Source organism: Monashia sp. HAY1-11D (assembly GCF_056868035.1).
On sequence record NZ_CP200320.1, the window covers coordinates 4510709 to 4532727 of the forward strand.

A 22019-nucleotide genomic window follows, 5' to 3' on the forward strand; every position below is an offset into this window, starting at 1 on the left:
GGTAGGTCGCCGGCGTCACCCCAGCCGGGCGCGGGCGCTGGAGGTGACGGTGATGGTCACGCCGCCGCCCAGCCGCTCGAGCACCCACCCGCTCATCGGCAGCGTGGCCCGACCCTGCAGGGTGACGACCGCCGTCGACCCGTCGGGGCTGCCGGTGCGGGGCACCAGGCGCCAGTCGGTGACGCCGCTCGGCAGCGGGGTGCGTCGGAGGTGGGCCGCGGCCGCTGCGACCACGGACGCGTCGCTGAGGACGAGCCGGTCGGGCACACCCTCGGCGTAGGCCGCCCGCTCGTCGATGGCGTCCGCGGCGTCGAGCGCGGCGGCGTCTGCGGTGTCGAGCAGCCGCATCCGGGCCAGCTGGGCGGCGGTGACGTCGACCGCGCCGAGGATGAGGACCACGACGATGACGAACAGGCCGAGGATGAGCACGCTGATCTGCCCGCGGTCGCGGCCACGGGCAGACACGAGCCGTCGCAGGTGCCGGACGGGGTTCATCGGGCCACGAACCGGTCGACCGAGGAGACGTGGGTCGAGGAGACGGACACCGACGAGGGGACGTGGTCGGCGATGAAGTCGGGCACCAGCGGCAGTGCGACCTCGATGCGCGCCTCCGCGCGGACGAGGCCCTCGGCCCGCAGACAGGGCGAGCCGTCGCACGTCAGGCTGATCGTGGCGTCCTGGGTGAAGCCGAAGTCCTCGTAGGCGAGGTGTGCCGCCGCCGACGCGCGGGCGTACCCGTCGCCGTCGCCGGTGGCCGTGACGAAGGCCCGCCCGGCCTCCCGACCGGCAAGGGAGACCGAGAACGAGGCCGCCTGGAGGCGAGCCATCGTCAGCACGAGGTACAGCAACGGCAACAGCAGCAGGATGCCGAGGAAGATGAACTCGACCACGGCCCGGCCGTCGTCGCCTGCGGCGCGGAGGCGGGCCCGCTGCGCACGGAGGAGGCGAAAGGCGTTGCTCCTCCGGCCGATCCGGGCGTGCTGCTGGGGTCTCACGGACCGGTCCCCCGCGTCGGCGGTCCGGGAGCGGCCGCCTCCTCGTGCCCACTGGGCGAGCCGGCCTGCGGCGTGCCACCGGCTCCGTGCGACACGCTGCCCGCAGAGACCTGGTCCTCGCTGAAGGCCCGGCCGCTCACCGCCAGGGACTCGGACGGGCCGAGCGGCCCGACGACGGGCAGCGGCGCCCGGACGGTGACCTCCACGACCCGGACACCGTCCGGCGTCGTCCGTTCGTCGACGTCGACGTCCTGCGCGAACCGGGCACTGAGCGAGGAGGTGATGAGGGCCCGCGTCCGTGCGACGCCGTCAGCCGGTTCCGCGTCGGCCCGGGCGGCGTAGCGGGCACCCTCGGAGGCCGCCGAGATGAGCGTGTTGCGGACATAGAGCGCCAGGCCGATCTGGAAGACACCCAGGGCGACGAACAGCAGCAGCGCGGAGACCATCGCGAACTCGGCGATGGCCGAGCCGCGGTCGCGCGCCGCCGGCAACCGACGGACGGCACGTCGGGCCGTGACCGCGACCCTTCGAGGGCCCGCGGCCAGTGACGGTTCGGCGGTGCGGACGCAGCCCGTCGGGCTCGGGGCCGCGACGGCCGCGGTCACGGTCCCTTGACGTCGCCGATGGCTTCGCTGAACAGCTGGCCGAGCTGTGGCCCGGCGATGGCCCAGAGCGCCGTGACGAGGCCGGCTGTCATGATCGTGATGAGGACCCAACCCGGGACGTCGCCCCGGTCGTGGGGCCCACCGAGTCGGCGTGCGAGTGCCGCGAGAGCTGCGTCGTGCAGACGCGCGGGCGCTGTCGTCAGCTGCTTCATCTGTCTTTCTCCCTGTCTGGTCGGTTCACGGTCTGTGGAGGGCATCCGGACCTGACGCGCGTCAGATCCGGAAGTGCAGGAAGCTCAGGCCCGGGTACAGGGCGAAGAGCACGGTGACGGGCAGGATGAGGAAGACGACGGGGACCATCATGAGGATCTCCCGTCGCCCGCCCTGCTCCATGAGCGTGCGGCGTCCGGCCTCGCGGACGTCCTGGGCCTGGGCGCGCAGGACCTCGGCGAGGGGGGTGCCCCGCTCGACGGCCACGACGATGCCGTCGACGAACCGGGTCAGGCTCATCAAGCCCGTGCGGTCGGCGAGACCGCGCAGCGCGGTCGGCAGGTTGGCGCCCGCGCGGGCATCGGACAGGCAGCGGCGCAGCTCGTCGGACAGCTCGCCCTGGGAAAGGCGGCACACGCGGTCCAGCGCACCCACCGCCCCCTCCCCCGCGCTGACGGCGAGCGCGAGCAGCTCGGCGACGGTGGGGAACTCGGTGAGCATCCGCGCCTCGCGGCGCGCCGCTGCGCGCGACAGCATCCAGTCGCGCGCGATGATGCCGCCGAGGGTGCCGCACACGAAGACGCCGACGAGCGCGACCACGGGGAGCCGCCGCTGCGCGACCGCGACGAGCCCGGTGACGAGCAGCCCCGCGAGGCCACCCAGGGTGCCCCAGAGCACCTGCTCGGCGCGGAACCGGTCGAGGTCAGCGGCGACGCCGGCCCGCAGCTGGCGCCGGACGACCGAGGGCGACCCGCCGAGCACCGACCCGATGAGTCGGCCGAGCCGCGCGACGTACGGGGCGAGGAGGTCGCCGAAGCCGAAGGGACCCCGTGGGGCGGCCGGACGGCTGAGCAGCGTCGACGGGCGAGGGGCGTCCCTCAGGTACGGCTCGAGCCGTTCGTCCAGACCGGGGCGACGGCTCGCCGGCAGACCGGCGGCGACGAGCGCGAGCCCCGCCACGAGCAGCACGCCGACGACGGCGCCGGGCCAGGACCAGCCGGTGCCGAGCAGGCGGGTCAGGGCCCCGCTCGTGCCGCTCACCGGAGCACCCGCTCTTCCTCCGGCAGCCGTCCGACCCAGACCATCGCGCGGTAGGCGACGACGCAGACGCCCGCGCCGATGGCGAGGACGAGCCAGCCGACGGGAGAGGCGTAGGCGACGAGGGAGCGCCCGTTCAGGGCGAGCATCGCGAGGACGATCCACGGCGCGGCGACCGCGAGACGGGCCGCGTTGACGGTCCAGCTCTGGCGCGTCTCGAGCTCGGCGCGGGTGCGGGCGTCCTCGCGGAGGAAGGAGGAGAGCGTCCGGAGCAGCTTGCCGAGGTCGCTGCCACCGACCTCTCGGGCGATGCGCAGCGACTCGACGAGGCGGTCGGCGACGGGGTCGCTCAGACGCTCCTTGAGCCGGTCGAGCGAGTCGTGGAACCGACCGGTGGTGCGATAGTCCTCGGCGAACGCGGCGAAGGCCGGCCGGAGCTCCTCGGGCCCACGCGTCGACAGCTGCGAGAGCGCCTCCGGCAGCGCGAGCCCGGCGCGCACGCCGGACGTGACGTTGTCGACGACATCGGGCCAGAGGTCGCGCAGCTTGTTGCGGCGTGAGCGGGCGCGCATCCGCACCAGCGAGATCGGCGCCGTTCCGGCCATGACGGAGAAGCACAGGGCGATCGGCGCGACACGGGTCAGGGCGAGGACGACGGCGAAGGTCAGCAGGAACAGGATGGTCGAGCCGACGACGAGGTTGGTGGGCGTGACCGAGGCGTACCCGGCCTGGTTGAGGTGGTCGCGCAGCTCGACGACGAAGCCGGACCGGCGCGGGCCGGACTCGGGCGCCGGCACCTGCGGCCAGAACGACCAGTAGACGAAGAAGACCCCTGCGCCGAGGAGGAGCCCGACGGCGAGCGGGGAGCTCATGCCGGCTCCCGGGCCAACAGTGCCGCGACGTCGTACCCCGCGCGCTCGAAGGCCTCGTGGTGCGGCGGGAAACCGTCGGCGCGGACGAGCCGACCGGCGCGCGTCGTGAAGAGGTCGGCGATCTCGACGACGTCACCCTCGGCACGACCGGGCACCGCCACGATCTCGCGAACCCGGCGCAGCCCGTCACGCTCGAGCGCGACATGGACGACGAGGTCGACGGCCGCTGCCACGGTCGGCACGACGAACCGGCTCGACACGTTCTCACCGGCGAGCAGCGGAAGGGTGCACATCTTCGTGACGGCCTCGCGGGCGCTGTTGGCGTGCAGGGTGCACATGCCCGGCACGCCGCTGTTCAGGGCGATGAGCAGGTCAAGGCTCTCCTCCTGGCGCACCTCGCCGACGATGATCCGCGAAGGACGCATCCGCAGCGCCTCCTTGACGAGGCGACGCAACGGCACCTCGCCGGTGCCCTCGAGGCTCGGCTGGCGACACTGCATCGACGCGACGTCTCGCAGGGGGATCTTCAGCTCGAAGACCTCCTCGCACGTGATGACTCGCTCCCGCGGCGGGATCGCCGCGGCGAGGCAGTTGAGGAGCGTCGTCTTGCCGGCCTGGGTGCCTCCGGCCACCAGGACGTTGAGGCCGCTGGCGACCGCGGCGTCGAGGAACGTCGCGGCCTGGCGGGTCAGGGTGCCGAGCCGGACGAGGTCGTCGAGGTGGTCGGCCCTGACGACGAACTTTCGGACGTTGACCAGCCAGTGGGTGCGGGTGATGTCGGGGATGACGACGTGCAGGCGGGACCCGTCGGGCAGGGTGGCGTCGACGAACGGGCTGGACAGGTCGACGCGTCGCCCGGTCGTCCGGAGCATGCGCTCGACGAGGTCACGGACGTCGTCGGCGGTCAGGATCGTCGGCGTCAGCTCGGCGACGCCACCGCGTGCCACGAAGACCTTGCTCGGCTCGTTGATCCAGATCTCCTCCACGGTCGGGTCGTCGAAGTACTGCTGGAGCGGTCCGTAGCCGGCGACGACGGCGAGGATCGAGTGGACGGCGAGACGCTGGTCCCCCAGGGCCGGCAGACCGCCGTGGAGGGAACGCTGGTCGTAGTCCTGGACGGCGTCCTCGACGAGGCGACGCACTGCGGCCGTGTCGCTGGCCGGGTCCAGGCCGGTCCGGCGGATGAGCTCGCGCACCTCACCCTCGACATGGCGCACCGCCTCGTGTGTCGACATCGTTCCCCTGACTCGTCGCGGACCCCGCCATCCTGCCGGGGCCGAGCCGTTCTGGCGCGCCCAACCTAGGGCAAAGCGCCCTGAACCGGGTCAAACGATCCACAGGCCACCCAAACGGCCCGAGACGACCGCCCCTGCGCCCGGGGGGCGCCAGCGCCCGGGCACCCTAGACCGCACGCCGATCCGAGCGCTCGCGGTCTCCACAGCTGTGGGTGACGGGCAATGCCTGCCTGCGGGGAGGGGTCGAATGGGCCGTGCCGCCGGGCCACGGCGGTCGCGCGGTTGCCCAGCCGCGCCCGTCCACGCGGAGGAGACCCGTGCAGCTGCGCCTCACCGTCGTCGACCTCGACCGCCCGTCGAGGGGTCCGGTCGACGTCCTCGTCGAGGCACCGGGCGGGTCGACGCTCGCGGAGCTGCGCGGCCCGCTCGCCGCCGCGGCGGGCATCGCGCCCGCTACCGGGACCACAGGCCCCACAAGCGCTCACCCCGCCCCACGGGTGCGGGTCGAGGCCGCCGGGCGGGTCCTCGCCGACACCGCCGTGGTGGGCGAGCCGCCGCTGCTGCACGGCGCCGTCCTCGGCTTGTCGTCCCCGGCGCGCCGTCCAGGCGATGCTGCCACGAGCGTCGAGGTGCCCGGCGCGCCGGGGGCCGAGGCGGCGCCCGCCGGCGCGTCGCGGGGCGCGGTGCGCCTCACCGTCGTCGGCGGGCTCGACGCGGGCCGCACCATCACCGTCGGGCGCGGTGACCACGTCGTCGGCCGGGCGGCCTCCTCGCACGTGCGCCTCGACGACCGCGGCATCTCCCGGGCCCATGCCGTGCTCACCGTGCGCAGCGACGGGATCCGCGTGCGTGACCTCGAGCCCACGAACGGCTCGACCCTCAACGGGGCCCAGCTGCCCGGCGAGGGTGCGCCGCTGTGTCCGGGCGACCGCCTGCGCATCGGCTCGACGGTGCTCGCGCTGGCCGACGGGCCGGCTCGGCGCGGGCACCACACGGTCGCCGACGGACGCATCCGGTTCCACCGCTCGCCCCGGCTGCGCGCGCCGTCCCGGCAGCGCACCGTGACCTTCCCCGAGCCGCCGCGGCGCCCGGAGCACGCGCGTGCGCCCCTCGTGGCCGCCGGCGTGCCGCTCGTGGCGTCCGTCGTCCTTGCCTGGGCCCTCTCCTCACCGACGTTGCTGCTGTTCGCGCTGCTGTCCCCCGTCCTGCTCCTCGCCCAGTGGTGGGGTGACCGACGAACCGGACGCGCGTCCTACCGGCAGCGGGTGCGCGAGCATCGTGCCGCCCTCGCCGGGGCCGAGGACCGGCTGCGACGGGCCGCCGACGACGACGAGGCCGAGCGTCGCGCTACACACCCGGGCCCGGCCCGGTTGCTCGACGTCGCCGCCGCCCGCGCCACCGAGCTGTGGTGTCGGCGTCCGGGGGACCCGGACCACCTCGTCCTGCGCCTCGGCCTGGCGGACCAACGCGCCGACGTCACGTGCGCCGGCGGGGACCGGCGACCTCCCGTGCTCGACCAGGTACCCGTGGTCCTCGACCTCGAGGCGACTCGCGTCGTCGGCCTCTCCGGGCCGGCGCGGGAGCTGCGGTCGCTCACCGCGGCGCTCATCGGACAGGCGTGCGCCTGGCACACCCCGCAGGAGCTGCGCGTGGCCGTCGTCACCGTCGGCGACCTCGCTGACTGGTCGTGGTGCGACCTGCTCCCCCACGCGGTCCCGTTCGATGCCGGTGGCCCTGTCCGGGCCGACCCCGCGGTCACGATCGCCGCGCTCACCCAGGAGGTCGCGCGAAGGCGCCTGTCGGCCGACGGCGGTGACGACCTGCACCCCCGCGACCGGGCCCGAGCCGACGGCGGACGGGCCGCGGTGCACACGCTCGTCGTGCTCGACGGTGCGAGCACACTGCGGGAGGTGCCCGGCGTCGTCGACCTGCTACAGGACGGGCCCGGTGCCGGTCTGGCCCTCCTCGCCCTCGACAGCCGGCCCGAAGCCCTGCCCGCCGAGGCCACGGCGGTCGTCGAGATGGACCCGGGTGCCCCGCGCACGACGATGCGACGAGGTGGGACGCTCCTCGAGGGCATCACCCCCGACCTGCCCGGCGCCGGCTGGGTCGAGGCCTTCGCGCGTGCCCTGGCACCGATCGTCGACGCGACGCCGCGGACCGGTGCGGCAGCCCTGCCCACCCGGGTCTCCTTCCGCGACCTGCACCTCGCGTGCGGCATCGACCCCGTGTCGAGCGCAGGCGTCCGCCGGGCCTGGGAAGCCTCGGACGGGCGGCCCGTCGCCCGCGTCGGGATGGGTGTCGACGGTCCGTGGCTGCTCGACCTCGCGGCCGCGGGACCGCACGCCCTCGTCGGCGGCACCACCGGATCGGGCAAGTCGGAGCTGCTCCAGTCACTCGTCGCGGGCCTCGCCGTGTCGACCCGACCGGACGACCTGTCGGTGCTGCTCGTCGACTACAAGGGCGGCGCCGCGTTCGGCGAGTGCGCGCGCCTGCCACACGTCGTCGGCGTCGTCACCGACCTCGACGAGGCCCTGACGCGCCGAGCGCTGACCTCCCTGCGCGCCGAGCTGCGGCGGCGTGAACGCCTTCTTGCGAGTCGGCAGGCCAAGGACTGGGAGGACTACCGAGCCCGGATGGGCGGCGACCGGCGGCAACGGCTGGCCCGGCTCGTCATCGTCGTCGACGAGTTCAAGGCCCTGGCGGACGACCTTCCGGAGTTCGTCGACGGTCTCGTGCGCATCGCGGCGGTCGGTCGGTCGCTCGGCGTGCACGTCGTGCTCGCGACCCAGCGCCCGGGGGGCATCGTCAGCGCCGACATGCGCGCCAACATCTCGTTGCGGCTGTGCCTGCGGGTCCGCGAGCGCTCCGACAGCCTCGACGTCATCGACGCCCCCGACGCTGCCGCGGTGCCCGACACCGTGCCGGGGCGGGGGTACGTGCGAGCCGCCGACCAGCGCCTCGTGGCCCTGCAGACTGCCTGGGTCGGCGGCGGCCTACTCCGGGATGTGGAGCATCCCGACGGCATCGTGGTGCGACGCCTCGACGGCGCGGACGGACCGGGGTCCGGGGTCGGCACGACCACACCCGAGGCACGCCCGACCGAGCTGAGCGCCGTGGTGTCGGCCGTGAGGGCTGCCACGCAGGACCTGCGCCTGCAGCCACCGCCGTCACCGTGGCTCCCGCCGCTGCCCGCCGTCCTGCCCAGCCGCGGGCTGACCCACGTCGCCGGGGTCCCCGACGGTGACGACGACGTGCCTGCCGGGGTCGTCGCCGGGGTCGTCGCGGGGATCGTCGTCGGGGTCGCCGACGTCCCCGACGAGCAGACCCGACGCCCGTGGGTGTGGGACCCGCACGTCGACGCGTCGCTCGGGGTCGCCGGTGGGCCACGCTCGGGGCGCACGACGACGCTGCTGCGCCTCGTCGAGGGCCTGGCGGGCGGCCGGCGCCCCGACACCCTCCACGTGCACGTGGTCGAGGGCGTGCCCGGACCTCTGGCCCGGCTGGAGGGGCTGCCGCACGTCGGGTCGGTCACCTCCACCGCGGACCCGCACCTGGTGCGACGCGTGCTCGCCCGCCTCGCCGGCGAGCTCGACGCGCCCCCGCCGGCGCGCACGACCCTCCTGCTCGTCGACGGGCTCGAGGCGGTCGAGGACGCTCTCGCCGACGTCGACCACGGCGCAGGGCTCGACGACCTGCACCGGATCGTCCGCGACGGGTCCGCCCGCCGCCTCGCCGTCGCGGTGTCCGGCGGACGCGGCGTGCTGTCCGGGCGTCTGGCCGGGTTGCTCGCCCGGCGGCTCGTGCTCGACCTGCCAGACCCGCTCGACCTGACGCTCGCCGGCGTCGACCCGGCGCAGGCCCGGGTCCGGCGTCCTCCGGGCCGCGCGATCGAACCCGCCACGGGCCTCGACGTCCAGGTCGCTCTGCCGGGTGGCGTCCCGACGCTCGAGTCCGCCGTCGACGCGGTCCTGGCAACGGCCGCGGGGCGGGGTCGCGGGCGACGTGGCCGGCAGCGCCCGGGCGACGCCGTCGAGGTCGCATCGGCGGCGGACGCGTCCCCGGAGCGCCCGACCACGGAAGGCGACACGCTCCCGTGGACCGTACGCCCCCTGCCGACGTTCGTGCACGGCACGGACCTCGGGCCCGTCCCGGCCCACTCAGCGCTCATCGGCGTGGGTGTCGGGGGCGACGCGGCCCGCCCGGTCCACCTGGACCCGTCCACGATGCCTCCTCGGCTCCTGGTCGCGGGCCCGGCCCGCTCCGGACGCTCCTCGTTCCTCGGGTGGCTCGCGCGGGAGCTGGCCGGCGCAGGGCGGGCGGTCGTCGTCCTCGCGCCCCCGCGCTCGCCCCTGCGCGCCCTCGTCGAGGGGTCGACGTGTCCTGTGCTCGGACCGGCAGAGCGGGACGAGTTCGTGGCCGCGCGGCGCGCCGACCCCGACCTGTGCGTCGTCGTCGACGACGTCGAGAGGTTCGACGGCATCGCCCTCGGCGACGCCGTGCTCGAGGCCTGCAGCGTGCTCGACGCGACCGACGGCATCACCGCCGGGTCGGCCGACCTCACCCGCGCCGCCGCTGCCTTCCGTGGGCTCGTGCCGGAGCTCGCGCGGGACGGGCACGGCATCCTCCTCGGCGCCACCTCGGCGCTCGACGGGGAGCTGCTCGGAGCGCGCCTCGACGGACCGTTCGAGCGGCGACCCGGCCGCGGCCACCTCGTCCGGGACGGCCGGGCCGTCCCGATCCAGCTCGTCGCACCCCGGGACGCCGCGCGGTAGGCCCTGATGGGCGACGGTTCCACTCGCGGACGCCGAGGACGTCGTGCGACGCGGTCTGCAACGCTCGGACCCAGGCCCCGACCGCCGGGACGAGCCAGCCGAGGAGACGCCATGCCACGCGGTGCCCGAGAGATCACGCTGCGGTTCCTCGCCGCGCCGACCGACGCCGGCTACTCCGGCACCGTCGGTGGTGGACGCGTCCTCGAGTGGATCGACAAGGCCGGCTACGCCGCAGCCGCAGGGTGGAGCGGCACCTACAGCGTCACCGCCTACGTCGGCAACGTCCGGTTCACGCGGCCCGTCGAGGTCGGTGACCTCGTCGAGGCGACCGCCCGCATCGTGCACACCGGCACGTCGAGCATGCACATCCACGTCACCGTGTCGGCCGGCAACCCGCGCGTGGGCGACCTGCAGCCGACCACCGAGTGCCTCATGGTCTTCGTGGCGGTCGACGCCGACGGGAGACCCACACCGGTGCCGGTCTACGAGCCGCAGACCGGGGCCGAGCGTGACCGGCAGGAGGCCGCCGTCGCGAGGATCGGCCTGCGCGCCGACATCGCCGAGGCGATGAGAGCCCAGACCTACAGCGACGCCGGCACCGCGCCGCGCGTCGTCCTGCGCTTCCTCGCCGCCCCGACCGACGTCAACTGGGGCGGCAAGGTGCACGGCGGGATCGTCATGCGGTGGATCGACGAGGCCGCCCACGTCCTCACCACGAGGTGGACCGGCAGCGCCGCCAACGTCGCCGTCTACGCCGGCGGCGTCCGGTTCTACCGGCCGCTGCGGATCGGCCACCTCGTCGAGGTCGAGGCGCGGCTGCTGCTCACGGGCACCTCGAGCATGCACATCAGCGTGCACGTCCGCTCCGGCGACCCCGCCACGGGCGACCTCGACCTGACGACCCACTCGCTCATCGTCTTCGTCCCGCTGGACGCGGAGGGGCGCGCCGTCCCGGCCCGGCCGTGGCACCCGGTCACCGACGAGGACACCGCCCTGCGCGACCACGCCCTCGAGCTCGTCCAGCTGCGCAACCGGGTCGCCGAGGAGCGTCACATCCCCTGACCCGCACGGTCCACCGCCGTCAGCTCGGACGGGACGTCGTCGATCGGCTCGTGCGGCGACCTCGACCGGGTAGCGCACGGGCCCAGCACCCCAGACGGGATGCCGGGCCCGGCGTCATGCGGCCGTGTCGGGCGGGTCTCAGGCGGTGAAGGACAACCCGTTCCAGCCGGTGCCGACGCGGTAGACGTCACCCGAGGAGAAGGCGCCGTCGCCGGTCATCTCGTAGCTGATGAGCGTGCCGTCCTTGATGCGTGCCCAGAACATCGGTCGTCCGTAGGTCACCTCGCTGACCGCCAGGCCGGTGAACGAGCCCCACCCGGAGCCGATCTGGCGCCGCGCGAGGAAGCCACCGGTGCCGTTGCCCGGGTAGAGCCACAGGCGGCCGTAGCCGTCGCGGGCCACGAGGTCCGCACGGTTGTCGAAGTCGACGTCGCCCGTGCCGAGCAGGGCGTTCATCCCGCCCCAGCCCGAGCCGAGCTGGACGCGAGCAGCGAGCGTGCCGCGGCCGGTGCCCGGGTAGAGCCAGAGCCGGCCGGCGCCGTCGCGGGCGACGATGTCGGCCTTGTCGTCACCGTTCCAGTCGCCGGGAGCGACGAGCGTGTAGCCGTTCCAGCCGGTGCCGAGGGCGGTCCGCGCCGCGAAGCCACCGGCAGCCTTGCCCCGGTAGAGCCACAGCGCGCCGTTGCCGTCGCGGCCGACGAGGTCGGCCTGGTCGTCACCGTTGAGGTCGCCGGCGGCGAGGATCGCCGTGAAGCCGCCCCAGCCGGCGCCGATCTTCGTGCGCCCGCTCAGGGTCCCGCCGACGTTGCGGTAGGCCCAGAGGTAGCCGCTGCTGTCGCGCGCGACGACGTCGTGGTGCGCCTCCGCGACGAAGTCGGACGTGCCCTTGCTCTGCGGCTGGCGGACGTCCCAGCCGGCGACCGTCGAGGAGACGCGCTCGGCGCCGATCGGCGTCAGCGTGTCGGTGCCGCCGACGACCGGCTGGGCGACGTAGACGCCGGCCGTGTACGAGCTCGGGTCACTGGAGTCAGGGGTGTCGCGCTCGACGAAGAGCGTGCCGTCGGGGCTGAAGCGCGGCTGGTAGTAGAGGTCCGTCGTCGACGTGCGGACGTCCGTGACGGTACCGGTGGCGACCCGCTTGCGCAGGGCATGCGTCGTGCCGTCCGACCACGCGAACCAGATCGAGCCGTCAGGGCCGACCTCCGGCGTGAAGCCGCCGTCGGTCCCGCTGATCGGCGTCACGGTCGAGCACGTGGCGCACACGAGTCCGAGGCCCTCGGAGGCGGTGCCGTACGTCGACACGACGAGCGTCGTGCCGTCGGCGCGCCAGACCGGCTCGGCGATGCGGGTCGACGTGGTGAGGATGCGCACGGTGTGCGCGCCGAAGACGTCGACGAAGCCGAGGCCCTGGGCCTGGCCCGCCGTGTCGTAGCGGGCGAAGGCGAGCGTCTGGCCGTCGGGCGAGAACGCCGGGTCCGCCGGGAAGGCGGAGGTGCCGAGGTCGACGGTGAAGACGACGGCTCCGGTCGAGGCCTTGCGCACGTCGAGCACTGCCCTGTGCGTCGCCGAGTCGATGACGCGGGTCGCGGCCACGAGGCGCCCGTCGGTCGAGTACGCCGGCGAGACGAACTCCGAGGTGGAGACCCGGTCACCGAGGTTCCAACGGCTCTGCTGGAACAGGCCGCCCGACCCGGCGACCACCGCGTCGGCGTCACCCCAGCCGTCCTCGGTCCACGTGCCGTACCAGCCGGGGTCGACGCAGTCGAGCAGGGTCGAGGTGCCGTTCTTGGCGACGACGCGGTACTGGTAGCCGACGCGCTGGTTGACACCGCGGTCGGTCACGACGCCGGAGGCCCCGTTCACGGTGCCGACCGTGCGCCACGTGCCGCCCTCACGCTGGCGCAGCAGCGTCAGCGTCGTCGCGCCGGTGTAGGCGACGTGGACGATGGAGCGCTCGGCGAGCACGTTGGGGTCGACGACGCCGTCGGCGCAGTCCACCGCGGCGGTGGTGCTCGTGGACGAGGCCGCGAGCCGCACGCCGGCCGGGCTGGACGTGGCGATGCGTCCCTGGGCGTCACGGGTCCCGTCGAGCGGGGCGTCCTCCGCGGCCGGGGACGTGGAGACGCGGTGGCTGCGCGAGGATGCCTCGCCACCGGCCACCCGGCCGGTGACGACGTGGCCCGTGCGGGACCGCAGCGCGTCGAGGTCGGTGCTCGCGCCGGACGACAGCGCGGTCGCGGGTCCGGCGAGAGCAAGGGGTGCAAGCGTCGCGGCCGCGATGCCGAGGGCGAGGGCGCGTGCCCCCGTCAGATGACGAGCCAACTGAGGGCCGCCTTTCAGGTCAGTGGGTCTGGTGCAGTGGCTCCCGGAGGGCCGACGCGGACTCTATGCGACGAAGCAGACATCCGGAGCAGAACGCGAGGTTCGGCCCATTCCGACGGACGCACGCCGGAACCCCGGACCGAACCCGGCGCCGGGTGGGCGGGTGCCGGTCAGCGGCGCGTCGGCAGGTGGGTCCGGGGGGCCATTCGGGGGCCGCGGCGTGGCCGGCGGTGCCCGGCCAGGCCGAGCAGGTGCTGGACCCGGTAGCGGTGGCCGCGGTAGGGCTCGAGCAGCTCCGCGAGCCCGGCGTCGTCGAGCGGCCTGCCGGTCAGGGCCCAGCCGACGTCCTTGGCCACGTGGTAGTCGCGGAACGACACGGCGTCGGCGTCGCCGAGGGCCCGCTGCGCCGTCTCGGCGTAGGTCCAGACGCCCACGCCGGGCAGCGCGCGAAGGCGGCGGCGCGCCTCGTCGAGGGGCAGCCGCGTCGCCTCCTCGAGCCGCCCGGCGTACCCGGCGGCTCGCACGACGGCCCCCGACCGGGCGCCGTCGACCGACGCCTGCAGCCAGGCCCACGACGGGACCGCCGCCCAGCCGGCGGCCGTCGGCGGTGCCTGCAGTCGTGGGAACGGGCCGGGGGCCGGCTGCCCGAAGCGTCGCACGAGCACCCGGTACGCGGAGAAGGCCTCCTGCCCGGTGACCTTCTGCTCGATGACCGCCGGGGCGAGCGCGTCGAGCACCAGCCCGGAGCGCGGCACCCGCCAGTGCGCGAACCGGCGCCACGCCTCGGCCAGCGGTGCGTGCACCGGCTCGAAGCCGGCCGGGTCGTCGTCGTCGCCGAGCAGTGCCGGGACCGACTCGAGGAGCCAGGCCGCGCCCGGCCCCCAGGCGCGGGCCTGCACCTCGCCCGTGCCCGGCAGGCACGCCAGGTGCAGGGTCCCAACGCCGTCCGGCGTCTGCGAGGCCCGAGCCGTCGAACCGTCAGGGCCCCACCAGGACGTCGGGTCACCCGCTCCCCGGCGGAAGACGCCGAGCTGCGCACGCAGGGCGATCTGCCGGTCCGTGCGCCACAGCCGGGTCAGGGGTTCGGGCACGCACACCATCCTCGCCTACACTCGGCACCGTCGTTGACGGGCACGTGGATGGGCACGGGCCCTCGGCGCCGGCAGCTCACCCTGCGCCCACCCCACGCTGCCCGAGCGGCGGCCACCCCAGAGGAAGAGGACCGATGGCCCGCGAGACGAGCCGAGACCGCCGCGAACGCGTCGCCGCCATGCAGGCCGCCCAGAAGCGGGCCGAACGCCGCCGCGTCCTCGTCCTCATCGCGGCGTGCGTCGCCGTCATCGGGGTCATCGGCGCGGCCGTCGCCTGGGCCGTCGTCGGCGAGCAGAGCAAGAAGGACCAGGCCCTGGCCAGCATCTCCGGTGACGTCGCGTCGGCCGGCTGCGACCCCGTGACCAACGACCCCGCCACCGGCTCGAGCGAGCACGTCGGCCCCGGCACCGACCAGCCGGACCTGACGAAGGTCCAGTACTCGACCGTTCCCCCGTCGAGCGGCAAGCACTTCGCCGTCCCCGCCGTGGACAAGCGGCGCGTCTACACGACCGCCGACGTGCCCGCCGTCGAGACGCTCGTCCACAACCTCGAGCACGGCTACACGATCCTCTGGTACGACCCCTCCGTGGAGAAGGCTCAGGCCGCGAGCTTCCAGGCGCTCGCGACCAAGGTCAACGCGATGAAGGAGTCGGCGAACAAGTTCCTCGTCGTGCCCTGGGACACCACGCGCGGGGCCTTCCCGGCCGGCAAGAAGTACGCGCTGTCGCACTGGTCGGCCGACGTCGACCCGTCGACCGGCCAGGTCTCCAAGCAGATGGGCCACCGCCAGCTGTGCGGGGGTCTGAGCACGGAGGTCGTCGAGACCTTCGTCAAGCAGCACCCGTGGAGCTCGGCGCCCGAGCCCGGCGCCGCCTGACGCGCGGGCCGCCACTCACGCACGGTCCGGCAGAGGATCGCGCCGCCGCTCGGGTTAAGGTCCCGACATGGCGACGAACGGCGACTACGTCCCCAGCCCGAGCGGCTGGGTGCGCAAGCAGGTCGAGGAGATCGAGCGGACGGGTACCACGGACTCGGTGCACATCATGCAGCGCCCTGTGGTGCTGCTGACGATGCGGGGTGCCAGGACCGGAGCGGTGCGCAAGGTCCCGGTCATGCGCGTCGAGAACGACGGCGTCTTCGCGGCGGTGGCCAGCAAGGGCGGTGCGCCGGAGCACCCGCAGTGGTACCGCAACCTCAAGGCCCACCCCGACATCGAGCTGCAGGCGGGCACGGAGACGGTCCCGGTCCGCGCCCGGGAGCTGTCCGGCTCCGAGCGTGAACGGTGGTGGGAGCGGTGCGTCGCGGCCTACCCGCCGTACGCGGAGTACCAGACCAAGACCGACCGGCTCATCCCGGTCTTCGTCCTCGAGCCCCGCACGCCCTGAGACGCCCGGCCTCCGTCGGGTCGAGGTGGTCCGTCCGCCCTCCGACGCCGGGGCACAGGCGCCCCTGGTGTGGACCGGTCCGGACCTGCCGCGGGGTCAGACGGCCAGGTCCTCCGGGTCGGGGGCGACCGCGTCGCGCCGCTTGCTGACGAGGTGGTGCGAGCGGGCGTAGAGCCAGCCGCCGAGAGCGGCCAGGACGTCGACGACGGTGACGATGAACCGCGACATGATCGCGACGGCCGCGGCGGCCGGCGTCGGGATGGCGGTGGAGAGGATGAGCGTCAGCAGGCCCTCGCGGGCACCGAGACCGGCCGGCAGGATGACGGTGAGCATGCCGAGCGAGACCGACAGCGCATACCCGGTGACCGAGGCGAGGTTCAGGTTGTCGTGACCAGAGCCGTCGGCGACGGCCCGTGCGAGCAGCAGCGTGTGCACCCCGAAGCAGAGCCAGACGCCGATGAAGCTCACGACGGCACGAAGGACCGCGCCCCCGGACAGGTCGTGCTCGAGCGGCGGCCGACGCAGCAGCCGCAGTCCCAGGCCGATGATGGCGTTGAGGAGGCGCGGGACGCAGAGCACGACGAGCAGCGGCACCCCGAGCAGCAGCCACCAGTCGAAGCCGTCGGCCGACCGGGTCAGCAGGTACGAGGCAGCCGGCAGGCCGACGAGGAAGCCGGTCAGCAGGGCGAGCCCCAGCGCGAGGAGGCCCGTGACGGCGGTGCGCCGGCGGGGCACCCGCAGGTGCGCGGCGATGTCCGCCTGGACGAGCACCGACCAGAGCGACCCGGGCAGGTACTTGCCGAGCTGGCCGACGAAGTAGACGCCCGAGGCCGGCGCCAGGTGCAGGTCGGAGCCGAGGTCGCGCAGGATGATCCGCCAGCCGATCATCGTCAGCCACGTGCCGACGGCGGCGGCGAGCGTGGACCACGCGAACGTCGCGAGCGAGATCTTGTCGAGGTGCACCGACACGTCGGACCAGTTGCGGGCGACGGCGTAGACGACGGCGGCGAGCGTGACCACCGCGATGGTCACGCGCAGGACGGCGAAGAGCTTCTTCCGGGTCATGTCCGGGACATCATCCCAGTGCATCCTGCATGCCGGTGCACCGCGTCCTCAGCGGCGTCGCAACGTGAGCCGTACGAGGCCGTACGCCGCGTCGGACGCGCGGGCCCGGGCCGCGGCCTCGCGCATCCGGGCCGTGACGTCGCCGTCGAGGTCGCCGACGAGGACGAACCCGAGGTCGTGCGCCCGGGCGATGATGCCGCGCACGTCGGCCGGACCGACGGTCCCCTCGACGCCCACGGGGCCGAGGGGCACCGTGACGACGAGCAGGCCGCCGGAGCGCAGCGCCCACGAGGCCTGCTCGAGGACGTGGTCGACGTCGTCGGCGTCGCACCCGCGCGGGTGGATCCGCACGATGACGTCGAGCGAGCCGGTGTCGACGTCGAGGGCCGCGACGCTCGGCTGGGCGCCGGTGAAGTCGATCTCGACGGGTGCGAACCCGACGGCGCGGGCCCACCGCGACAGCAGCGAGCGGCTGCCGGTCTCGTCGACGACGACGGCGCTGCGGCGCCCGTCGTCCCGCACGCGCAGGATCGCGGCGAGGGCGCCGAGCGCTGCCCAGGCCGCGACGGCGTCGCGGGCCCACGGCAGGCCGAGGTCGCGGGCGAGGCGCCGGGCGTCATCGGCCTCGTCGGGGTCACCGAGGACGTCGGTCGACAGCACCCACTCGGGCAGGTCGCGCGCCCCGAGCCGGACGACGTCCCGCCGCGAGGCGACGGCCCGCTGCGCGGTGCGCCGCGCAGCACGGCGGGCGGCGCGCGCGAGCTGGACGCCCCGGCGTCCGCCGCCGGTCGCGAGGACGGACGCGGCGCGCACCGCCCGCTCCCCTGCGTCGGACGCGGTGGGCGTCGGCTCGCCGGCGGCTGCAGGTGCCGTGGTGCCGGACGGCTCGGACGCGTCGGCGCCCCCCTCCACCGCCCAGGGTCCGTCGAACCCGCCTGCCGCAGAGACGGACTCGTCGGCCGAAAGCGCCTCGACCGTGCCGAGGTAGTGCGCCCACGGCCCCGACAGGTCGGGGGTCTGGACGCCGTCGGCGAGGCGGCGTCGCAGGTCCGGGTCACCGAGCCGGCGCAGTGCGCCGGCGAGCGCCCGCTCGTCCTCCGGAGGCACGAGGAGCCCGTTGACGCCGTCGTCGACCTGCTGCGAGAACGGTGCGATGTCGGAGGCCAGGACGGGCAGGCCGTGGGCGTGGCCGAGCACGACGTTCTGCGACGCCGTCGCGGACCGGTACGGCAGCGCGAGCACGTCGTGGTCGGCGAGCAGTGCGGCGAGCGCGTCGGCCGGCACGTACCCGTCGCGGATCTCGACGCGGCCGGCGAGCGCCGGGTCGGAGGCGAGCCGGCCGATGACGCCCCGGTTGGGGCCCCAGATCTCCCCCGCGATCGTCAGGGTGACGTCGGGCACCGAGCGCATGGCCCGCAGCAGCACGTCGATGCCCTTGTACTCGCGGACGAGCCCCAGCGCGAGCAGCCGGGTGGGGCCGCTGCGGGCGTCACGGCTGATCGGCTCCCCGCCGGGCAGGTGCGGCGGCAGGTCGGCGACGGACACGCGCCGGGCGCCGAGGTCGTGGGCGATGCGGGCCTGGTCGGTGCTGTGCACCAGCGTGGAGTCGACCCGCGAGAAGAGCAGCGACATGAGCCGGGCGTCGCCCAGGTGCGCCTCGTGCGGCAGGACGTTGTGGCACACGACGACGGACCGCGGGCGCGGGCCCGGCAGGCCCGGGACGGCTCCGGCGGCGCGCAGCAGCGCCAGGTGCGCCGGCACGACGGGGGGCATGACGTGCACGACGAGGATGGCGTCGACGTCGCGCAGGCGTCTCCCGACGCGGACCCACGTGTCGGGACGGGCCCAGCTCAGCGCCCGCACGGTGCGCGGGTACGGCGGCACCTCGGGCACGCCCGCCGGCACGGTGCCCTCGGCGCGCCGCAGGCGGGACGGGTAGAGGTGCGACCACGACACGAGGGTCACGTCGTGGCCGGCGTCCGTGAGGTGGTGCGCGAGCATCGTCGTGTGTGCCGCGACCCCGCCCTTGTGCGGGTGGGTCGGTCCGACCACGGCGATCCGAAGGGCCGCCGACCCGGGACCCGGTGCCTCGACCCGCGTGCTGTGCGAAAGGGCGTCCGTCATGGTGGTCCGACTCTAGTTCTCCGGGGACGTGCGGCAACGCGCCGCGCGGACGGCCGGGGCGCGCGTGTCGGGGCGCGGGGTGGCCCGCTCTACGCTGGGCGTGTGCAGAACGAGGACGTGTGGCTGGTGGTGCCGCTCTACAACGAGGCCACCGTCATCGGCGACGTCGTCCGCGAGGCCCGGCTGACCTTCCCCAAGGTCGTCTGCGTCGACGACGGGTCGAGGGACCGTTCCGCCGAGATCGCCGAGCAGGCGGGTGCCGCGGTCGTGCGCCACCCGGTCAACCTGGGTCAGGGGGCCGCGCTGCAGACCGGCTTCGACTACGCCCTCGCCGACCCGGCGATGCGCTACGTGGTCACCTACGACGCCGACGGCCAGCACCAGGTGCACGACGTCGACGTCATGCTGCACCGGGCCCGCGGCGACGACCTGCGCGAGGGCGTGCGCGTCGTCTTCGGCTCGCGGTTCCTCGACGAGCGCACCGAGGCCTCCCTGATGAAGAAGCTCGTCCTGCGCGCGGCCGTCGCCTACACGAACGCCACGACCGGCACCCGCCTGACCGACGCCCACAACGGCCTGCGCGTCCTGCACCGCGACGTCGTCGAACGGCTCGACATCACCCAGAACCGGATGGCCCACGCGAGCGAGCTGGTGGCCCAGATCGGGGCCATGCGCTTCGGCGGCGAGCGGGTCGACTACGCGGAGGAGCCCGTGCACATCCTCTACACCGACTACAGCCGGGCCAAGGGCCAGTCGCTGTGGAACGCCGTCAACATCCTCGCGGAGCTGATCTGGCGATGAGCCGGCAGAGCCTCATCCAGATCCTGCTCATCGCGGGCGTCGTCACTGTCGCGTGGCGGCTGCTCGCCGGGTCGGGGCAGCGCACGCAGGCGGTGCGGCGCCTCGGCCTGCTCGTCCTGCTCGGGCTCGTCGTCTACTCGATCATCGACCCGAGCAAGACGTGGACGAACCTCGCCAAGGCGCTCGGGGTCGGCCGCGGCGCCGACCTCATCCTCTACGGGCTCGCCGTCGCCTTCTTCGGCTTCGTCGTCACGACGTTCAAGCGGTTCCGGGCGATGGAGACCCGGTACACGCGCCTGGCCCGCCGGATCGCCCTCGACGAGGCGACGCCGGCCGCCGTCCACGCCGCCGCCGTGTCCGCCGCGGGCACGCTCGAGGAGGTCGTCGAGGCCGGCCCGGACCCGGCCACGCCGAACCCTGCGACACTGGCCGTCACGCCCCCGTCCCCGATCACGAGAGCAGCCGATGCCGACTGACCCCAGCCGTCGGCGTCCGCGCGACGACGACGCCTACGTCGTCGACACGCGGCGCCGCATCAAGCGACCCGACCGCGGCGGGCTGCCGAGCAGCTCGGGTGTCGGAGGTGGCGGAGGCGGCGGCGGCGTCCCGGCCGCACCGGCACCGCGTCAGCGGGGGGCGCGTGACCGGGAACAGCCTGAGCGGGCGCCGCGCGAGCCCGGCTACCGCTGGCGCAAGGGCCGCGTCGCGCTGCTCGTCGTCGGGCTCGTCGTGCTCGCGTGGCTCGCCTTCCTCGTCTGGGTGCCGGTCCAGGCGTGGGACAGCGTCGCCCGGGTCGACAACGTCCCCGCCGGCGAACGTCCCGTCGACACCTCCGGCTACAACTACCTCCTCGTCGGCTCCGACAGCCGCGCCGGGCTGACCAAGGAGCAGAAGAAGAAGTACGCCACCGGCAACGCCGAGGGCCAGCGCACCGACACGATCATGCTCGTGCACGTCTCAGACAGCGGCGGCAAGCCGGTCATGGTGTCCCTGCCGCGCGACTCGTGGGTACCGATCCCCGGTCACGGGTCGAACAAGATCAACGCGGCCTTCGCCATGGGCGGCCCGAAGCTGCTCACCGAGACCGTCGAGACCGTCACCGGTGTCCACGTCGACGGCTACCTCGAGATCGGGTTCGGCGGCTTCGCGGGCCTCGTCGACGCCGTGGACGGCGTCGACATCTGCGTGCCGCGCGACATGAAGGACAAGAAGGCCGGCATCGACCTCAAGAAGGGCTGCCAGACCCTCGACGGCGGCAACGCGCTCGGCTACGTCCGCTCGCGGTACGAGGACCCGATGGGCGACATCGGCCGCGCCGCCCGACAGCGCCAGTTCCTCGGCGCACTCATGAAGAAGGTCGCCACCCCGGCCACCGTCCTCGTCCCGTGGCGCTACAAGCAGACGGCGGACGCGTCCGCGGCGGGTCTGGCCGTGGGTGAGCAGACGGGTCTGCTCGACGCCTTCCGCGTGCTCCGGGCGATGCGGGCGGTGAGCGCCGACCAGGGCCTGTCGCTCAGCGTCCCGACCTCCGACCTGTCCTACCGGACGCCGGGCGGCGCGCTCGCCGTCAAGTGGGACACCGACAAGGCCAAGGCCCTCTTCAAGGCCCTCAAGGACGACGATCCCCTGACCGAGCCCCCGCCGGGCACCACGGTCGAGGGCGCGTCGAACGGCTGAGCCGCCATGCCGTCCCCGCTGCTGCCCGCCGACGTGCTGGCCCGCCTCTTCGCCGCCGACGCGACGCGTCCGCGCCTGACGTGGTACGACGACGAGCCCGGCCCGACCGCCGGCGAGCGTATCGAGCTGTCGGCCCGCGTCCTGGGCAACTGGGTGGCCAAGGCGGCCAACCTCCTGCAGGACGACCTGTCCGCCGAGCCCGGCACGACCGTCGGGCTCGACCTGCCGACGCACTGGCGCGCCCTCTACTGGGCCCTCGCCGCCTGGTCGGTCGGCGCGGAGGTCGTCGTCGGTGACGCCGCGACCGGGGCCGACGTGCTCGTCACCGCGTCGGCGCAGGCGGCGGCCGCCCACGGCCGCGACGCCGTGCTCGTCGCCCTGCCGGCCCTGGCCCGCAGCCACCCCGAGGCCGGCGAGGCCCCCGCAGCGGTCGACGAGGCGCGCGAGCTGTCCACGCACGGTGACGTCTTCGCGCCGCTCGCCGACCCCGAGCCTTCCGACGTCGCGCTCGCGACGGGCTCGGGGACGCTGACCTACGGCGAGGTCGTCGTGCCCGACCCCGCGTGGGGCGGGCAGCCCCGCGTGGCGCTCCGCGGGCCGCTCGACGTCGTGCTGCGCCGGTGCCTCGCGGCGTGGGCCGCCGACGGCTCGGTCGTCCTGGAGCGCGGGTCGGGCACCGACCCGAGTCCGGGACGGCACGCGTCCGAGGGTGTCACGGTGGACGCCCGGGCCTGACCCTCGCCGGACGGTGGCTGCGCGCC

At 74.7% G+C, this 22019-nt stretch carries 19 protein-coding genes; 8 read left to right on the plus strand and 11 right to left on the minus strand.

Features of this window, described 5'->3' with window-relative positions; translation table 11 throughout:
• Positions 1–15 precede the first annotated feature (15 nt).
• The 7 genes from AC1VM9_RS20845 to AC1VM9_RS20875 form a co-directional block, all read right to left on the minus strand.
• Positions 16–495, minus strand: coding sequence for a pilus assembly protein TadG-related protein (locus AC1VM9_RS20845; RefSeq protein ID WP_481341279.1), 480 nt, complete (start codon positions 493–495; stop codon positions 16–18).
• Positions 492–995, minus strand: coding sequence for a pilus assembly protein (locus AC1VM9_RS20850; RefSeq protein ID WP_483123887.1), 504 nt, complete (start codon positions 993–995; stop codon positions 492–494). The genes AC1VM9_RS20845 and AC1VM9_RS20850 overlap by 4 nt, the downstream gene beginning before the upstream one ends.
• A complete protein-coding gene (locus AC1VM9_RS20855) occupies positions 992–1600 on the minus strand; it encodes a TadE family protein (protein WP_483123888.1) in 609 nt (202 codons plus the stop codon). The genes AC1VM9_RS20850 and AC1VM9_RS20855 overlap by 4 nt, the downstream gene beginning before the upstream one ends.
• Complete coding sequence (locus AC1VM9_RS20860; RefSeq protein ID WP_481346205.1) at positions 1597–1812, minus strand: hypothetical protein; 216 nt, start codon at positions 1810–1812, stop codon at positions 1597–1599. Before AC1VM9_RS20860 ends, AC1VM9_RS20855 begins: the two co-directional genes overlap by 4 nt.
• A gap of 61 nt (positions 1813–1873) precedes the next feature.
• Complete coding sequence (locus tag AC1VM9_RS20865; protein ID WP_481341283.1) at positions 1874–2851, minus strand: type II secretion system F family protein; 978 nt, start codon at positions 2849–2851, stop codon at positions 1874–1876.
• Positions 2848–3720 (minus strand): type II secretion system F family protein, encoded by an 873-nt coding sequence (locus tag AC1VM9_RS20870; RefSeq protein ID WP_483123889.1) that lies wholly within the window; start codon positions 3718–3720, stop codon positions 2848–2850. Before AC1VM9_RS20870 ends, AC1VM9_RS20865 begins: the two co-directional genes overlap by 4 nt.
• Positions 3717–4955, minus strand: coding sequence for a TadA family conjugal transfer-associated ATPase (locus tag AC1VM9_RS20875; protein ID WP_483123891.1), 1239 nt, complete (start codon positions 4953–4955; stop codon positions 3717–3719). Before AC1VM9_RS20875 ends, AC1VM9_RS20870 begins: the two co-directional genes overlap by 4 nt.
• A gap of 317 nt (positions 4956–5272) precedes the next feature.
• Between AC1VM9_RS20875 and AC1VM9_RS20880 the strand changes: the two genes are divergently transcribed.
• Both AC1VM9_RS20880 and AC1VM9_RS20885 read left to right on the plus strand, forming a co-directional pair.
• Positions 5273–9730, plus strand: a complete 4458-nt coding sequence (locus tag AC1VM9_RS20880; RefSeq protein WP_483123892.1) for an FtsK/SpoIIIE domain-containing protein — start codon at positions 5273–5275, stop codon at positions 9728–9730.
• A gap of 111 nt (positions 9731–9841) precedes the next feature.
• Entirely contained in the window at positions 9842–10792 is a 951-nt protein-coding gene (locus tag AC1VM9_RS20885; protein WP_481342843.1) for an acyl-CoA thioesterase, read from the plus strand.
• A 138-nt stretch (positions 10793–10930) separates the two neighbouring features.
• Here the strand turns inward: AC1VM9_RS20885 and AC1VM9_RS20890 are convergent, their stop codons facing one another.
• Both AC1VM9_RS20890 and AC1VM9_RS20895 read right to left on the minus strand, forming a co-directional pair.
• Positions 10931–13114, minus strand: a complete 2184-nt coding sequence (locus tag AC1VM9_RS20890; protein ID WP_483123893.1) for an FG-GAP-like repeat-containing protein — start codon at positions 13112–13114, stop codon at positions 10931–10933.
• A gap of 170 nt (positions 13115–13284) precedes the next feature.
• Positions 13285–14205 (minus strand): DNA-3-methyladenine glycosylase family protein, encoded by a 921-nt coding sequence (locus tag AC1VM9_RS20895; RefSeq protein WP_483123894.1) that lies wholly within the window; start codon positions 14203–14205, stop codon positions 13285–13287.
• A 134-nt stretch (positions 14206–14339) separates the two neighbouring features.
• On the opposite strand from AC1VM9_RS20895, the gene AC1VM9_RS20900 reads away from it, so the two are divergent.
• Together AC1VM9_RS20900 and AC1VM9_RS20905 are read left to right on the plus strand one after the other, a co-directional pair.
• A complete protein-coding gene (locus AC1VM9_RS20900) occupies positions 14340–15083 on the plus strand; it encodes a DUF3105 domain-containing protein (protein WP_483123895.1) in 744 nt (247 codons plus the stop codon).
• A gap of 67 nt (positions 15084–15150) precedes the next feature.
• On the plus strand, positions 15151–15591 hold the full coding sequence (locus tag AC1VM9_RS20905) for a nitroreductase family deazaflavin-dependent oxidoreductase (RefSeq protein WP_483123896.1): 441 nt from the start codon (positions 15151–15153) through the stop codon (positions 15589–15591).
• Positions 15592–15687: 96 nt separating this feature from the next.
• Here AC1VM9_RS20905 and AC1VM9_RS20910 read toward each other — a convergent pair whose 3' ends face one another.
• Positions 15688–16656: a lysylphosphatidylglycerol synthase domain-containing protein gene (locus AC1VM9_RS20910; RefSeq protein WP_483123898.1), complete on the minus strand. Its 969-nt coding sequence runs from the start codon at positions 16654–16656 to the stop codon at positions 15688–15690.
• Positions 16657–16704: 48 nt separating this feature from the next.
• Entirely contained in the window at positions 16705–18780 is a 2076-nt protein-coding gene (locus AC1VM9_RS20915; RefSeq protein WP_483123899.1) for a glycosyltransferase, read from the minus strand.
• A gap of 102 nt (positions 18781–18882) precedes the next feature.
• On the opposite strand from AC1VM9_RS20915, the gene AC1VM9_RS20920 reads away from it, so the two are divergent.
• From AC1VM9_RS20920 to AC1VM9_RS20935, 4 genes are read left to right on the plus strand one after another with little or no spacing between them, the layout of a single operon-like run.
• Positions 18883–19581, plus strand: coding sequence for a glycosyltransferase family 2 protein (locus AC1VM9_RS20920; protein WP_481342834.1), 699 nt, complete (start codon positions 18883–18885; stop codon positions 19579–19581).
• Positions 19578–20057, plus strand: a complete 480-nt coding sequence (locus tag AC1VM9_RS20925; RefSeq protein ID WP_483123901.1) for a DUF2304 family protein — start codon at positions 19578–19580, stop codon at positions 20055–20057. Before AC1VM9_RS20920 ends, AC1VM9_RS20925 begins: the two co-directional genes overlap by 4 nt.
• Positions 20047–21258: an LCP family protein gene (locus tag AC1VM9_RS20930; protein WP_483123902.1), complete on the plus strand. Its 1212-nt coding sequence runs from the start codon at positions 20047–20049 to the stop codon at positions 21256–21258. Before AC1VM9_RS20925 ends, AC1VM9_RS20930 begins: the two co-directional genes overlap by 11 nt.
• 6 nt (positions 21259–21264) lie before the next feature.
• A complete protein-coding gene (locus AC1VM9_RS20935; RefSeq protein WP_483123903.1) occupies positions 21265–21993 on the plus strand; it encodes a TIGR03089 family protein in 729 nt (242 codons plus the stop codon).
• Positions 21994–22019: the final 26 nt, after the last annotated feature.